This window comes from Oceanobacillus piezotolerans (genome assembly GCF_003665065.1).
In the GTDB taxonomy this organism is placed as follows: domain Bacteria; phylum Bacillota; class Bacilli; order Bacillales; family Amphibacillaceae; genus Oceanobacillus; species Oceanobacillus piezotolerans.
The window spans coordinates 198,363-212,765 of the sequence record NZ_RCHR01000005.1; the positions used below are offsets into that span (position 1 = coordinate 198,363).

Annotated in this window: 11 protein-coding genes; 3 read left to right on the forward strand and 8 right to left on the reverse strand. The window is 39.2% G+C overall.

Translation table 11 applies throughout. The features are described from left to right. Positions 1-245: 245 nt before the first annotated feature. The 6 genes from D8M04_RS14830 to recQ all read right to left on the reverse strand — a co-directional run bounded on the left by D8M04_RS14830 (position 246) and on the right by recQ (position 7,251). Positions 246-1,025 (reverse strand): putative hydro-lyase, encoded by a 780-nt coding sequence (locus tag D8M04_RS14830; protein WP_121524190.1) that lies wholly within the window; start codon positions 1,023-1,025, stop codon positions 246-248. Between the two features lie 118 nt (positions 1,026-1,143). Beyond that, a complete protein-coding gene (locus tag D8M04_RS14835) occupies positions 1,144-2,088 on the reverse strand; it encodes a 5-oxoprolinase subunit C family protein (RefSeq protein WP_121524191.1) in 945 nt (314 codons plus the stop codon). Further along, positions 2,089-2,856: a LamB/YcsF family protein gene (locus D8M04_RS14840; RefSeq protein ID WP_121524192.1), complete on the reverse strand. Its 768-nt coding sequence runs from the start codon at positions 2,854-2,856 to the stop codon at positions 2,089-2,091. Beyond that, positions 2,853-3,587, reverse strand: a complete 735-nt coding sequence (gene pxpB / locus D8M04_RS14845) for a 5-oxoprolinase subunit PxpB (RefSeq protein WP_121524193.1) — start codon at positions 3,585-3,587, stop codon at positions 2,853-2,855. Before pxpB ends, D8M04_RS14840 begins: the two co-directional genes overlap by 4 nt. Before the next feature lie 31 nt (positions 3,588-3,618). Further along, a complete protein-coding gene (locus tag D8M04_RS14850) occupies positions 3,619-4,845 on the reverse strand; it encodes an NRAMP family divalent metal transporter (protein WP_121524194.1) in 1,227 nt (408 codons plus the stop codon). Between the two features lie 261 nt (positions 4,846-5,106). Next, positions 5,107-7,251 carry a DNA helicase RecQ gene (recQ, locus tag D8M04_RS14855; RefSeq protein WP_121524195.1) on the reverse strand — a complete coding sequence of 715 codons (2,145 nt, stop codon included), beginning with the start codon at positions 7,249-7,251 and terminating at the stop codon, positions 5,107-5,109. 412 nt (positions 7,252-7,663) lie between these two features. Here recQ and D8M04_RS14860 point away from each other — a divergent pair, with 412 nt between their 5' ends. Next, on the forward strand, positions 7,664-9,514 hold the full coding sequence (locus D8M04_RS14860; protein WP_121524196.1) for a cation:proton antiporter: 1,851 nt from the start codon (positions 7,664-7,666) through the stop codon (positions 9,512-9,514). A gap of 11 nt (positions 9,515-9,525) precedes the next feature. Here D8M04_RS14860 and D8M04_RS14865 read toward each other — a convergent pair whose 3' ends face one another. Then, positions 9,526-9,708, reverse strand: coding sequence for an SE1832 family protein (locus D8M04_RS14865; RefSeq protein WP_121524197.1), 183 nt, complete (start codon positions 9,706-9,708; stop codon positions 9,526-9,528). A gap of 140 nt (positions 9,709-9,848) precedes the next feature. On the opposite strand from D8M04_RS14865, the gene D8M04_RS14870 reads away from it, so the two are divergent. Next, on the forward strand, positions 9,849-10,694 hold the full coding sequence (locus D8M04_RS14870; RefSeq protein ID WP_158595140.1) for a GNAT family N-acetyltransferase: 846 nt from the start codon (positions 9,849-9,851) through the stop codon (positions 10,692-10,694). A gap of 683 nt (positions 10,695-11,377) precedes the next feature. Here the strand turns inward: D8M04_RS14870 and D8M04_RS14875 are convergent. After that, positions 11,378-12,475 carry an AI-2E family transporter gene (locus D8M04_RS14875; RefSeq protein ID WP_121524199.1) on the reverse strand — a complete coding sequence of 366 codons (1,098 nt, stop codon included), beginning with the start codon at positions 12,473-12,475 and terminating at the stop codon, positions 11,378-11,380. 184 nt (positions 12,476-12,659) lie between these two features. Between D8M04_RS14875 and D8M04_RS14880 the strand changes: the two genes are divergently transcribed. Then, complete coding sequence (locus tag D8M04_RS14880; RefSeq protein ID WP_121524200.1) at positions 12,660-14,399, forward strand: phospho-sugar mutase; 1,740 nt, start codon at positions 12,660-12,662, stop codon at positions 14,397-14,399. Positions 14,400-14,403: the final 4 nt, after the last annotated feature.

Here is a 14,403-nt window from a genome sequence, read left to right on the forward strand (position 1 = left end):
TAGTTCCGTCAGTTCTGCGTGTTTGGTTTTCTAAAGAAAAACAAAAAGAATCCAGCAAAAGTGAAGCTTAACTTGCTGGGTCTTTTTATGGAAGTTGCTTCCAAGTTGAAGTCGGTTTTTACGAGTTCCATTTGATCCAAGGATTCTAATAGTTAGAATAACTCTATACGGTATCATACGAAGCCTTTCAGCGATATACTATTTTCCCAGGTTGATAGAAAGCTTTGAAATTTTCTCATCGTGAATTATATGATAGCATGGTCTTCCTCTTTCAGGTCGGTAATAAACATATGTCCTGGTGCATGGGTAATCACTAATTCAGGTTTGCTTGCCATTATTGCTGCTTGCGGCGTCACACCACATCCCCAGAACACGGGCACTTCACCATCATAAAGAGTAACAGCATCCCCAAAATCTGGCTTTTTAATGTCCTTGATCCCTAACTGTGCTGGATCGCCAATATGAATCGGTGCACCATGTACAGAAGGAAATCTCGATGTGATTTGTACAGCACGTATCGCATCCTGTGTTTTCATGGGGCGCATGCTGACGACCATTGGTCCCTTAAAAATACCTGCTGGCTCACAAGCGATATTGGTTTTATACATGGAAACATTTCGGCCTTCCTCAATATAACGAATAGGGATACCATTCTCGAGCAGCGGCTTTTCAAATGTAAAACTGCAGCCAATTAATAAGGAAACAAAATCTTCCTGCCAATATGCTGTAATGTCTGTAACTTCCTCTACAAGTTCACCATCTCTATAAATTCGATATTTTGGCAGATCCGTCCTTAAGTCAGCCTCAGGTGCAGTTTGTTTAGGAACAGAGGATCCTAAGTCAGTTACTTCAAGGAGAGGACAAGCTTTGGGATTACGGACACAGAACAGAAGAAAATCATATGCATATTCTTTAGGCAGTATAACAAGGTTCGCTTGTGTATAACCTGGTGCTACGCCGGTAGTTGGATTAGACCATTCTCCTGCTCTAATTTTCATTCTCACTTCTTCCACTAAATCTGTCATTCTCTCATCTCCTTTAAGTGTTACTTGGGAATAATAGTTTACTCTCTTTAGCTTCTATAGGCCAATATGGACAGTTGCTTCTCAATTTCAAAAACCAAAAATTGGTGTGCTTTAGTTCTTAAACAATTTTAGAGAGCGTTTTCAGAAAGTTCTCTCTGCGTTGGTAGAGTTTATTTGCGAGGTTCAATGTCACGGCTTCAAATGCAATTTCTTTTCCGGGGAGACTCTGTGCGACTAGTGGAATATCTTCGGATATTACTGTTGCAATTCTCGTATATCCACCAGTTGGTTGTCTATCTGCTAATAGAATAATTGGATTCCCATTAGCAGGCACTTGCACGGTCCCTGGGAAAATAGCGTCCGAAATAATATCAGCTCCATCCACATGTTCAATGGCTGGTCCTTCTAACCGCGATCCCATTCGGTCTGTCTGTGTAGTGACTTTATATGTTTTTGTTAAGAAGTTATGTATTCCCTCTTTAGTAAAAGCTTCCTCGTCCGGACCAAGTATAACACGGATTTTTCCCGTTTTATTATAGTCGGGAATCCATTCTGGATGTAACTGTTTACCATACTTATCAAAATTAGGTTCTCCTGATGGTAAAACGTCTCCTTTATTTAAAAATCTGCCATCTAAGCCGCCAGTTTGAGCTTTTGTATAGGTAGATCGACTTCCCATCACCAATGGAGTTGTAATCCCACCACTTAAAGCGATATACGCATACGATCCATCGACAGGTTTTCCAAAAGATAAAATCTGTCCTTCATATACTCTCTGTGACCGCCACATGGAAATGGATCTGCCATCGATCATTGGGGAAAGATTAGCACCACAAATCGCTATGACCGTATCTCTTAAAAACTTCAGTTTCGGGCCCATTAGGACGACTTCTATCCCAGCCGCTCCACGTTCATTTCCGACAAGAATATTTCCAATTTGCAGAGCAAAAGTATCCATTGCTCCCGCAACAACCATTCCAAATTGCTGATATCCAGTACGTCCCAAGTCTTGAATAGAGGTAGAAAGACCAGGACGCAGCACTTCAATTGCTGAATTATTCATTTATTTCCCCACACTTTTTATTGAGATACCGTGATTTTCTAGGTCCTTTTTCAATTTCCTAACGAAAGCTAATGACTGCTTCGAATCGCCGTGGACACAGATTGTATCAGCCTTAATGTCAACATCCGTTCCATCGACCGCTTCTACCTTTCCATCCTTCACCATACGGATAACACGAGATACTGCTTCGTCCGCATCCTCTATCATCGCATTATCTTCCGTTCTTGAGGTAAGGGTTCCATCTGGTTGGTAGGTTCTATCAGCAAAAACTTCCTGTGCGACTTTGAGACCAACTTTTTCTCCTGCTTTCACTAATTCACTGCCAGCAAGTCCAAAAAGAACTAGATTGGGATTCACATCATACACTGCTTGAGCAATGGCATGAGCTCTTTCACTATCTTGTGCAGCAATATTATACAAGGCTCCATGTGGCTTAACGTGATTTAATTCATGGTTATAGAGCTTTGCAAAAGCCTGAACTGCTCCAACTTGATAAACAATCATATTATAGATTTCTTTCGGGTCTACTTGAAGGAAACGCCTACCAAAGCCTTGTAGGTCAGGAAACCCAGGATGCGCCCCAATATTGACTGTATTTGTAATAGCCATTTTCACGGAATGGTGAAGCACGTTATGATCACCAGCATGATAACCGGCAGCAATATTAGCAGATGTTATGTACTGCATCAATAATTCGTCTTGTCCAATGTGATAAGCGCCAAAGCTTTCCCCTAAGTCACTATTTAAATCAACATAGTATTTCGTCATCCTTTTTCTCCTCCTTTAAACAGCTCCCTTTTTGGTTTATATGTTCCCATTAACACCGCATTTTCAATTGTTTGATACTCTTCTTCCGTCACTGGTGTGAAACGAATATAATTTCCAGAACGAAGTAAAATTGGGTGATCACTCTTTGGATTGTATAATTTCAATGGTGTTCTTCCAATAATTTGCCAGCCTCCAGGAGATTCCAATGGGTATATACCTGTTTGTGATCCAGCGATACCTACAGAACCAGCCTCTATTTTCGCCCTTGGTGATGAAAGACGAGGGGTCGCGATTTTTTCCGACATTCCGCCAAGATAAGGAAAACCGGGTGAAAATCCCATCATATAGATAAGGTAGTCTGGTTCCGTATGGATCTTAATTACTTCTTCCTCAGTTAATTGATTATGTTTAGAAACATTTGTTAAATCTGGTCCGTACTCCTTGCTATAGCAGACTGGAATAGTAATTACATCTGCAGGTGGTACGTCGATAAGCGATATATTTTCATATAAAGAATTCATACGTTCTCGTAAAGAATCGTATGAAATCAAGGCTGGGTCATAGAAAATGGATATCGATGTGTACGTTGGTATCCATTCAATTACACCTTTAATATTTTCATCTTCTAAAAGGGAAGAGAAACTGCGGATTCTATCGTTCGTCTCCTTGGAAATGGAATCCCCCAAAGTAATCCTAAGCCCTCTGTCGCCATATACTTGAATTTCAAACACTTTATCCCCCCTCATTATATAATATCAGGAATTAGAATAACTGAGGAAGCATCTGGAATAATGTCCTAATACCAAATATTGCCGTTAGCAACACAATAATGACACCGAGCACGGTTAGCCAAACGGGATGCTTATAGTCCCCCATAAGTTTCTTGTTGCGAGTAGCAAGTAGCATGGAGCCCAGTGTTAGCGGTAAGATTAATCCATTAACTGCGCCAGCAAGAACTAAAAGGGTTGCGGCTTGGCCAATGATTACATAGACCAATGTCGAGAATGAAATAAAGGCAATAATCCAATATTTATAATATTTATCAAACACTTTATGGAATGATCGGAAAAATGATACCGATGTATAAGCTGCTCCGATAACAGAAGTAATACCAGCTACCCAAAGCACAACTCCAAATAACCGGTAACCAATATCACCTGCTGCAGATTGGAATACGGTTGCGGCTGGATTGTTTGGATCAAGACTCACACCGTTTGAAACCACACCTAATACAGCAAGGAATAATAGAATCCGAACTAGTGAAGCCACTCCAATCCCTAAGTAAGAGGTTCTAGATACTTCAGGTATCGCGGACTTCCCAGTAATTCCTGCATCTAGTAGCCGGTGGCCACCTGAGAAGGTAATATATCCGCCAACGGTACCACCAACAATCGTTATAATTGCATATATATCAATCTCCAGTGGAACAAAAGAGCGATAAATTGCATCTCCGACTGGTGGCTGACTAACAATCATCACATAACCAATTAGAATAATAAGAAGCGCACCTAATACATTAACAATACGGTCCATTGCTGCTCCTGCTTCCTTCGATAAGAAAATAAAGATAGCAATTGCAGCTGAAATAACCGCACCGATTTTCGGATCAAGTCCAAGGAAAACGTTAATTCCGAGTCCTGTACCACCTATATTTCCGATATTAAAGGCAAGTCCACCAATTACGATAAAAATTGCTACGACATAGCCTAATCCTGGTAATACCGTGTTTGCTATTTCTTGACCGCGCATTCCAGATACTGTAATGATTCTCCAAACGTTAAGCTGTGCCCCAATATCTAAAATGATGGAGACTAAAATAACAAATCCAAAACTTGCTAAGAGTGATTCGGTAAATACTGCAGTTTGTGTTAGAAATCCTGGTCCCACTGCAGATGTTGCCATTAAAAAAGCAGCACCTATAAGTGATCTTCTACGTGACTTTTGGTCTTTGACTGAGAGTAGTGAGTTATCTTTAGATGAATTTGGCATATTTTTCTCCTTTTTAATCAAAGTCTATATCAAACATTTCTGAACAATCCTAAAAAAATTAATTTACCAGTAACTTAATAAAAAGAGACTGGTAAATCACTTCTTTAATTAATAGCAGAGTTTTTTAAATATGTAAATTATTAGCATGCTATATCTGATAATAAAATCGAAATAGCTTCTTACGGTTGGCCATATTTGAGTAATCTAAAAAGAGATCCGAACTAGAATTGAAAACCGTTCGGATCTGCCATTTTATGATAGCTACATGAGATTATTTTTCACTAAAACAGCTTTTATTTTTGTATAGTTATAATCATCAGGCAGTACTTCTTTTAATGGTTTCAAACGAGGCTCTTCGATTTGCTCCCTTGCCTCAAGCACCATCTTTTCCTCGTTCTCGTTAAAGAAGACTCCCCATGCTATAGGATGACCTTCCTTAAAAGCTTTAAAAATATGATTTTCAACTGTTTGTTCGGACATTTCTCTTATCACTGCAATTTCTTTAAGAGATTTACCTGCTTGGAGCATTTTGTAACTCAACATATGACTTGGACCTTCTGTAACCGAACGGACCTTAGGTTTAACAGGATAAGCCGTATTACCAATACGAATTTTCCTTTTTACATTTGGATTTGCCTCTCTCCACTCTTGAATAACTTGAAGAAATGCATCTCCATATTGTTCGTATTTTTTCTCTCCGACTCCCTTAATCTCAAGCATTTCTTCTTTAGTAACAGGGAAGTATCTGCTTAATTCCTTTAACGTGGCATCGGAAAATAGGACGTATGGCGGGACATTCATTTCATCTGCCATTTCTTTTCTTAAGGCACGTAATTTAGTAAATAATTCCTCATGGTAATCTGCTTCTTCATTAGTTGGGATTGGTGCAGTAAACATCTCTACCGTACGTTTTCCTTTTAATACATCAACCGATTGCTGATTCAGCTTTAGAGTTGGAAATTTTCCTTCCTCCGTTCCGAGCAGTTTCTCAGCAATGAGAAAATGAATTTGCTCGGTTAATTCCTTTTCAGTGTAACCAGCCATAATGCCATAAGTAGAGAGCTTGTTTAACCTAAAATCGATTATTTTTTTATCTCTTGAGCCTTTTAATACTTTTGCAGTCATTCCAATACCAAATCGTTCTCCCATTCGTTTTACACAGGATAGGATCTTTTGCGCTTCTTCGGTTATGTCTGTTTTTTCCTTTAGTCCGACACAGTTGCTGCATTTTCCGCAGGCTTGGTTTGATGTGTATGTGTCTTTAAAATAATCCAGGATAAAGGATTGCAAGCAGTTATGGGTATGACAGTAATTAATCATCTCCTGAAGCTTCCGATATTCATTCTGCTTTGATCCTTCATCCATGAGCGATTGTTCAATTAAGAACTTTTGCAGCTGTACATCCTGCTGAGAGAAGAGGAGAATGCAATCACTTGGTTCACCGTCTCTTCCGGCCCTGCCAGCTTCTTGATAATAAGATTCAATATTCATTGGCATGGCATAGTGGATAACGTATCGGACGTTTGATTTATCAATTCCCATGCCAAATGCATTGGTTGCAATCATCACTGTTTTTTCGTCATGAATAAAAGCGGATTGGGCCTGTTTTCTGTCTACTTCCGTCATACCGGCATGGTATTTCTCAACGGATATTCCCCGCTTTGTAAGCTGCTCATATAAGCTGTCAGCTTGCTTTCGCGTTGCAGTATAAATAATTCCTGATTCTTCTTTATGCTCCTCAAGAAATGCTTTTATATAGCTTGTTTTATCTTTCCCTTTTACCACGTGGAAAGCTAGATTTTCACGTTCAAATCCGGTATTGACCACATGGTTAATTTGGAGCAAGGCTTGTATATCAGCAATCACTTCTTTTGTTGCGGTAGCTGTAAGGGCAACCACAACAGGGACGTTTGGCAATTTCTTTAAATTAGGAACAATGGACCTGTAGCTTGGTCTGAAATCATGTCCCCATTGGGATATACAATGGGCTTCATCAAAGGCAACGAGAGAGATTTTCATATTTCGAAGTGCTCGTATAAATGAATGAGATTCGAAACGCTCGGGTGCTACATAGACAAACTTGTATCTGCCTAATTCCATATCTTTTAACCGTGTCTGCTGTTCATTTGGGGATAGGGAACTATTGATAAACGTTGCAGTGATGCCCAGAGAAACAAGGGCATCGACTTGATCCTTCATAAGAGATATTAATGGAGAGATGATGATAGCCGTACCATCCATTGACAAACCTGGGATTTGATAACAAAGAGATTTCCCGCCACCAGTTGGCATTACAGCTAGGGTGTTATGTAGTTGTATGACTTGTTGAATGGTTTCCATTTGACCAGGACGGAAGGTTTCATAGCCGAAGTAGGTTTGTAGAATTTTTTGTTCTTTTGCCAACATAAAAAAGCTCCTTCTAATTTCTTACATTTTTCACGTGCTAACTGGCTGTAAGAACCCCACATCAAAGTAATAAGAATTGTAGTGGGGGACCGGGCAGCCATTAAAAGCCTGATTCGTTCAACTAATAAACAGTGGGGAAAAGAACCCCCTGATTAAAGTTTTACTTTATCCTACCACATATTCTAGCAGTTTAAGAGAAATTTGGGTGAAAAAGAATTTTGTATAAAAGCAAGTATTAGGTTCCCTTAAAGGAGGAGCAGAGACGGTTAAAAACAGCTATTTAAATGCTTGTCCTATCGGAAATTACACTTTTTTCTTATTTCTGGATTTTTTATAATCGCACATAATTAATTTACATTCTTTCTCCACATCTATAAAATAACCTTATACAAAAATCGTAAGGAGGGATGGAATGGTTCCTTCATTGTTATTTGAAATAGCCATTATAGGTATATTAGGGATTGGCTCGCAATGGGTTGCCTGGAAATTTCGGTTGCCAGCAATCGTTGTTATGTCTATTACCGGTTTATTAGTCGGGCCGATATTTGGGATTCTAGATCCGCAAGCACACTTTGGCGATATGTATGGTCCAATCATATCTGCAGCTGTAGCTATTATTTTATTTGAAGGCAGCTTGAATTTAAATTTTAAAGAGCTAAGGGGATTAGGAAGACCAGTATTTCGAATTTCTACTCTTGGGGCATTTATCGCCTGGATAGCCGGTTCTTTAACGGCACATTATGTCGCAGGATTATCTTGGGCAGTAGCCTTTGTTATTGGTGGACTATTCATAGTAACTGGTCCAACTGTAATTATGCCATTATTGAGACAGGCAAAGCTTAAGCCAAGGCCAGCAAAAATTCTCAAATGGGAAGGAATAGTCGTAGACCCGATTGGTGCGTTGGTTGCAGTGTTTGCTTTTGAAATTATTACGGTCATAACGGCTGATGATCCAGATGGCACGCAGCTGCTCTTATTCTTCGCAGCTTCTATTTTCGCTGCAATCCTAGGATGGGCGCTGGGTAAAGGGCTTGGATGGATGTTTGAAACAGGGCATGTTCCTGAATTTCTTAAATCACCCTTTGTTGTTGTTGTCGTTATTTTCTGCTTTACGCTAGCAGATACTGTCATGCACGAAACAGGTCTTTTAGCAGTAACGGCGATGGGGATTACATTAGCTAATATGGGAATAAGCTCGATCTCTGATATGCGTCACTTCAAGGAAAATATTTCTGTGCTGTTAATTTCAACTATTTTTATTATGTTAACAGCATCACTGGAAGTAGAAACGCTATTAGAAATTTTTAGTCCGAACATTATTGGGTATGTTTTATTAATGATGTTCCTAGTTAGGCCACTTTCTATTTTTCTCTCCACCATTGGTACAGGGCTTTCTTTCAATGAAAAAGCGCTCGTTGGCTGGATTGCGCCAAGAGGAATTGTGGCATTAACGGTATCCGGTTATTTCGCTGCCATCTTACTTGATGCTGGCTATGAAGATGCTCAAATATTAACGTCACTTACCTTTGCATTAGTCTTTATAACTGTTCTCGCTCATGGGTTCTCCATCGGCTGGTTAGCAAGAAAGCTGGATTTATCTTCAGAAGGCAATCCAGGTGCCCTGATCATTGGGAGCAATCCATTTACCGCTCGTCTTGCTCAGTCATTGAACGAGTCCAACATCCCTGTGATCATTGTTGATTCCGCTTGGGAAAATCTTAGTCATGCCAGAAAAGCGGCCGTGCCTTTTTACCATGGGGATATGCTCTCCGAACAGACCGAGCATATGCTGGATACCATTCCATATGATTATCTGCTAGCTATCACGGATGACGATGCATATAACTCCTTGGCCTGTACGACATTCTTACCTGAATATGGAAGAACAAATGTATTTAAAATCAGTCCATATACGCATTATAAAGATGGTTACTCAAGCGGAGTGGTTTCGAAGGTTGGGGGCAGGATCCTCTTTGATAAAAAATTCTCATTAGATATCTTAAATGAAAAGCTAGATGCAGGCTTTGTATTGCGACAAACAACCTTAACAGAGAAATATGGTTTAAAGCAATATTTGGATGATAAAGATGAATCGACTGTGTTTTTATATTTAATTACATCTGCAGGTGTATTAAAATTCTTCTCAGAGGAAATGCGCACTGTTCCTTCTGTTGGTGATAAAATTGTTAGCTTAACACCTCCAATAAAAGAGCAGGAGAAAATAAAAGTAAAGTTAGAAACTGTTCGCAAAAATGAAGAGTGAACCAGCTTGGTTCACTCTTCATTTTCATCTAATTGACGGTTAACCTCTGCAATTTCATCCTCTAAACGAATTAATTGTTTTTGTGCAGATGAAATACGTCCTTCTACATATTCCAGTTTGTCCAAATCACTCTGAATGCGGACATAGTCAGACTTTAGCTCCGCTAACTTTGCTTCCAGCTCTTTTTTTGTCACGTTGAATCACCTCTATTTCCAGTCTATCATGTATTAATAGGCTGTAAACCCCTAGGTTGCAGGGATTAAGTTTACTAATCTTACGGACTTTACAAAAGGGAAATTTTCGTTATGATATGAAAAAGGGGGAGGTTAAATCCATGAAGATTGTGTTCTCACCAAACATTCATACATATATAGAAAAAGTGGAAGCCTTGTTATTGAAAAAAGAAGCAAGCAATAATCTCATTCTTGGCTTATTAGATTACTTTAAAACAACGATAAGCAGGGATGTGCATTTTGGATATATCGAAGAAAATGGCATAGTTACCGATGCCTTTATGCAAACACCTCCAAATAATTGGATTCTTGCAGATATTGATTCTCCAAATCAAGCATCAGCGAGTATGTTAGCAGCCAATTTTTATAACAAAGGAATTAAGGTTCCAGGTGTATTAGGTCCAGTTGAAAAGGTGGAAGCGTTTGTAGAGGAATGGACGAAACGCAAAAGGGTAACAGCTGCGATTCATATGCACCAACTAGTTTACGAGCTAAGGAAAGTGCAGGTTCAGATAGATGGATATGGAGAAATGCTCCCTGCAGCCAAGGCGGACCACGACTTGGTCAAAAGATGGCTTATTCATTTTGGGAAAGAGGCCAATGAACCAATGTCAGAAATTAAGGCAGATCAAATGGCAACAAAGTATATCGAGAATGGTTCATTGTATTTCTGGGTAGTAGACGGGAAGCCTGTTTCAATGGCAAATCAATCAAGAAAAACAAAAAACGGAGCAACGATTAATGCAGTATATACACCTGATGAATTTAAGCGAAATGGTTACGCGACAAATGTGGTAGCTGCATTAAGTAAGAAGTTATTAGATGAGGGATTTTCCTTCTGCAGTCTCTATACTGACAGGGAAAATAAAACGTCTAATGGGATTTATAAAAAAATCGGCTATGAAGTGGTAGGTTCATCTATTGTATATCACTTTGAAAATAAGTGAGGTACTAACATACACACGAGTTTCCGATTTGGATATACCGTCTTTGTAATGTTCACTTGGATTAGTAAGAGCATGAGGAACTAAAGAGGCTTATGCTCGACTTATTTAAACTCGGATTAACATTAAAAGAATCTGGTTCGACTTTTTAGCATGTTTGTTCAACTTCTTTGTATCTCGGTTCAACTATGATAGAAGTCTGCTCGAGTTTCTGTAATAAAGGGCGACCTTCTAAGAAAATAGTATCTGGTTATTCCGATTCATTATGCAAGCAGCCATTTATCCAAATTGTTTACTCTATATTCTCCTTAGTTGTTTAACATCGAGGAAAGTTGACCCTCCTATTTCCATAGTTGCTCCGATGACAAAGAGGCTGGGACATAACGAAATGTTTTAATCCAAAAAACGAACGAAGCACCAAGTTAGTGGAGGAAATATACGTAGACTCCTGCGGGAAAAGCAACAAGCGAAGACCCCGCAGGAAGTGTGGGAGGTTCAAAGGCTAGGATCGCCCCATCCTGGGGCAACGCCTTTGTGACCAACGTCCTGTTGGCCCGAGGCTGAGACGTTGCCCGCGGAAAGCGAAGTATATTTCCGGAACGGTATTTCTCCACTAAGCATCGTTCGGATTTTTCTTTCTTTTGATAAAACACTTTTGCCCCAGCCTCTTAATTTGCAGTTATGTTTTAAAGAAGGGCTTCTTCTTTATTTTCTTTAGATTCAACATAGGTCTGATAAAAATGAACGATAATCGTTCTTACTACAGCATAAACTGGCACCGCAAACAGGATACCCAGAAAGCCAGCTATACTCCCCGCAGAAACCACCACTGTCATGACGGTCATTGGATGAAGATTGAGTGCTTGCCCCATTACATTTGGCGAAATTAAATTACTCTCAATTTGCTGGGCTATAATCATAATAATAGCTACCCATATGAAATTGATTGGGTCCTGTATAGTCCCAACTAATAGTGCAGGAGTAACTGCAATAAATGGGCCAAGATACGGAATAACATTTGTTACTAACCCGAATAAGGCGAGCAGCAATGCATAGTTTAAATCAATAATAATATAACCAATATAAAGCATGACACCGACACAGAAGCTTACAAAAAGCTGGCCCTGTATAAAGGAAGATAAAACATGATCAATCTTGCTAAGCAAGCTTCTAATATTATCCGCTTTTTTCTTCTTAAAGATTTGGATAATGAATGGAACTAATCTTTCCCCATCCTTTAGCATAAAGAAAAGGAAGAAAGGCATCATCACTAAGCCTGCTACAATACTTACGACTTGACCGATAATACTGCCTAAAAATCCAAATAAATGATCAAGGAGATTTTGAACGTGCTGTGGTATATTTCCCATGAAATCATTAACAGCTACAATAATTTGATCAGGAATACTTGCATAGTTAGCTTGTATATAATAAACAATATCCTCAACAACAGCAATCATGCCAGGTATGCCATATACTAAATTGGTTATTTGCTCTTCAATAATCGGCCATACATAGGTAATAAAGACGGTTAATACCGTTAAAATAACGATAAACACGAGGATAATTGCTCCAATTCGTCCTGTTCGTAAACGCCTTTCAAAGAAAACCATAAGCGGCCGTGTAAGATAATATAGAATCCCTGCCCCAATTAATGGAAAGGCAATGGCTCCGATATATTTAAATATAGGGATAAAGATGAAATTGGTATAATAAATTAACAAGATTAATAGAAAAAATAGAATTGAGAAGATTAATGCTTGAAACCAACGTTTATGCGTCAAACCAGTCAGCCCTTTCCGATATAATCACCACTATTATAATAAACCATAAACAACCTTTATAGAAAGAATTGAGACGGATTTTAATTATATTTTTGCCAATTAACGGGATTGCTAAACGGAAGTATAGTTTAATAGATGAAAATGTGTTAAAATTTGAGCATCTAAATTGATGGAGGAAGCTAGAATGAGAAGCTGGGAACAAGTCTATCAAAAATGGAGCTTAAACAGTGAACTGGATGAAAAGCTTAAATTTGAATTGGACCAAGAAAAGAGTGAACAGGCATTAGAAGATGCTTTTTATAAAGAATTATCATTTGGTACAGGCGGAATGCGAGGAATTCTTGGAGCTGGAACAAACCGAATGAACATTTATACAGTAAGAAAAGCGGTGGATGGATTAGCGAACTATCTGCTTGTACATCGAGTAAACGTGAGAGACCGTGGTGTTGTCATCGCATATGATTCAAGACATATGTCGAGGGAATTTGCCTTAGAAGCCGCGAAAGTACTAGGAGTGTATGGAATTAAAGCGCACATATTTCAATCCATCCACCCAACCCCACTTCTTTCCTTCGCTGTAAGGTACTTAAATACGGCTGCAGGAATGATGATAACGGCGAGCCATAATCCGCCAAATTATAATGGGCTAAAAGTTTATAACGAAAACGGAGGACAAATCATCCCGCAGGAAGCTGATCAAATTGTTCAGTATATCGACCAAGTGAAGGATGAGTTGTCTATAAGCATAAAGGAACAAAGTGACCTGGAAAAAGAAGGATTGCTCTATTGGATTGGAAATGAAATCGACCATGCCTATTTGGAACGGTTAAAATATATTTCTCAAATGCGCTCAAGCTTTGCATCTAAGAAAAAAGACTTGAGTATCGTTTTTACTCCACTACATGGGACGTCTTATGACCTTGTGACGAAGGGGTTAGAACAGTTAAACTTCACGAATGTTCATGTTGTGGAGCAGCAAGCTGTGCCGGATCCTGAGTTCTCAACTGTCGAGTCTCCTAATCCAGAAGAACATCAAGCATTTGAAATGGCAATGGATTTAGGAAAACAGAAAGATGCTGATATCTTACTTGCTACAGACCCTGATGGGGATCGTCTAGGCGTAGCCGTAAAAAACAAAGCAGGAGATTATCAGGTATTAACAGGTAATCAACTAGGTGTGCTGCTTCTGGAGTATATATTAAAGCACAGTAATTTATCAATCGTTAAAAATGCCCGGATTGTCAAGTCGGTTGTGACAACGGAATTAGCGGAAGCAATTGCAGATTCTTATGGAGTCGAGTTAATAAATACATTAACAGGCTTTAAATATATTGGAGAGAAAATCCAGCAATTTGATTCCACTGGCGAGACGTTTATTTTTGGGTTTGAAGAAAGCTATGGCTACTTAATCAGCGGCTTTGTTAGAGATAAGGATGCCGTTCAAGCAGCGGTGACTGCAACTGAAATGGCTTTTTATTGGAAAGGGCAAGGAAAGACATTATTAGATGCACTGGATGATATATACAAAGTGCATGGATATTACCTTGAAGGTATGTCCTCGCTTACCTTAAATGGCAAAGAGGGTGCTAGACAGATAAGTGAAACGATGGAGGGAATTCGCCTTCAAGAGAACGCTGCGATAGGGAGATTTAGAGTAGTTGCCATCGAAGACTATCTAGTCGAGGAGCGCACCGTATTAGGTGATAACCAAACAGATCGTCTGGAATTACCTAAAGAAAATATGCTGAAGTTTATATTAGAAGGAAATGCCTGGGTTTGCTTAAGACCATCAGGAACGGAGCCGAAGCTGAAATATTATTATGGCGTTTGTGGACAAGATAAACAAGATGCTGAAGTAAAGCTGGAAGAACTGAAGCAGGAGATGGATAGTCTTATAAAAAGTACAATGACAGTCATGGCATAATTAT

Bases quoted from the DNA above. Each gene is read 5' to 3' on its own strand.
- D8M04_RS14830 (WP_121524190.1), bottom strand. From the start codon at position 1,025: ATGACAGATTTAGTGGAAGAAGTGAGAATGAAAATTAGAGCAGGAGAA.
- D8M04_RS14835 (WP_121524191.1), bottom strand. From the start codon at position 2,088: ATGAATAATTCAGCAATTGAAGTGCTGCGTCCTGGTCTTTCTACCTCT.
- D8M04_RS14840 (WP_121524192.1), bottom strand. From the start codon at position 2,856: ATGACGAAATACTATGTTGATTTAAATAGTGACTTAGGGGAAAGCTTT.
- D8M04_RS14850 (WP_121524194.1), bottom strand. From the start codon at position 4,845: ATGCCAAATTCATCTAAAGATAACTCACTACTCTCAGTCAAAGACCAA.
- recQ (WP_121524195.1), bottom strand. From the start codon at position 7,251: ATGTTGGCAAAAGAACAAAAAATTCTACAAACCTACTTCGGCTATGAA.
- D8M04_RS14860 (WP_121524196.1), top strand. From the start codon at position 7,664: ATGGTTCCTTCATTGTTATTTGAAATAGCCATTATAGGTATATTAGGG.
- D8M04_RS14870 (WP_158595140.1), top strand. From the start codon at position 9,849: ATGAAGATTGTGTTCTCACCAAACATTCATACATATATAGAAAAAGTG.
- D8M04_RS14880 (WP_121524200.1), top strand. From the start codon at position 12,660: ATGAGAAGCTGGGAACAAGTCTATCAAAAATGGAGCTTAAACAGTGAA.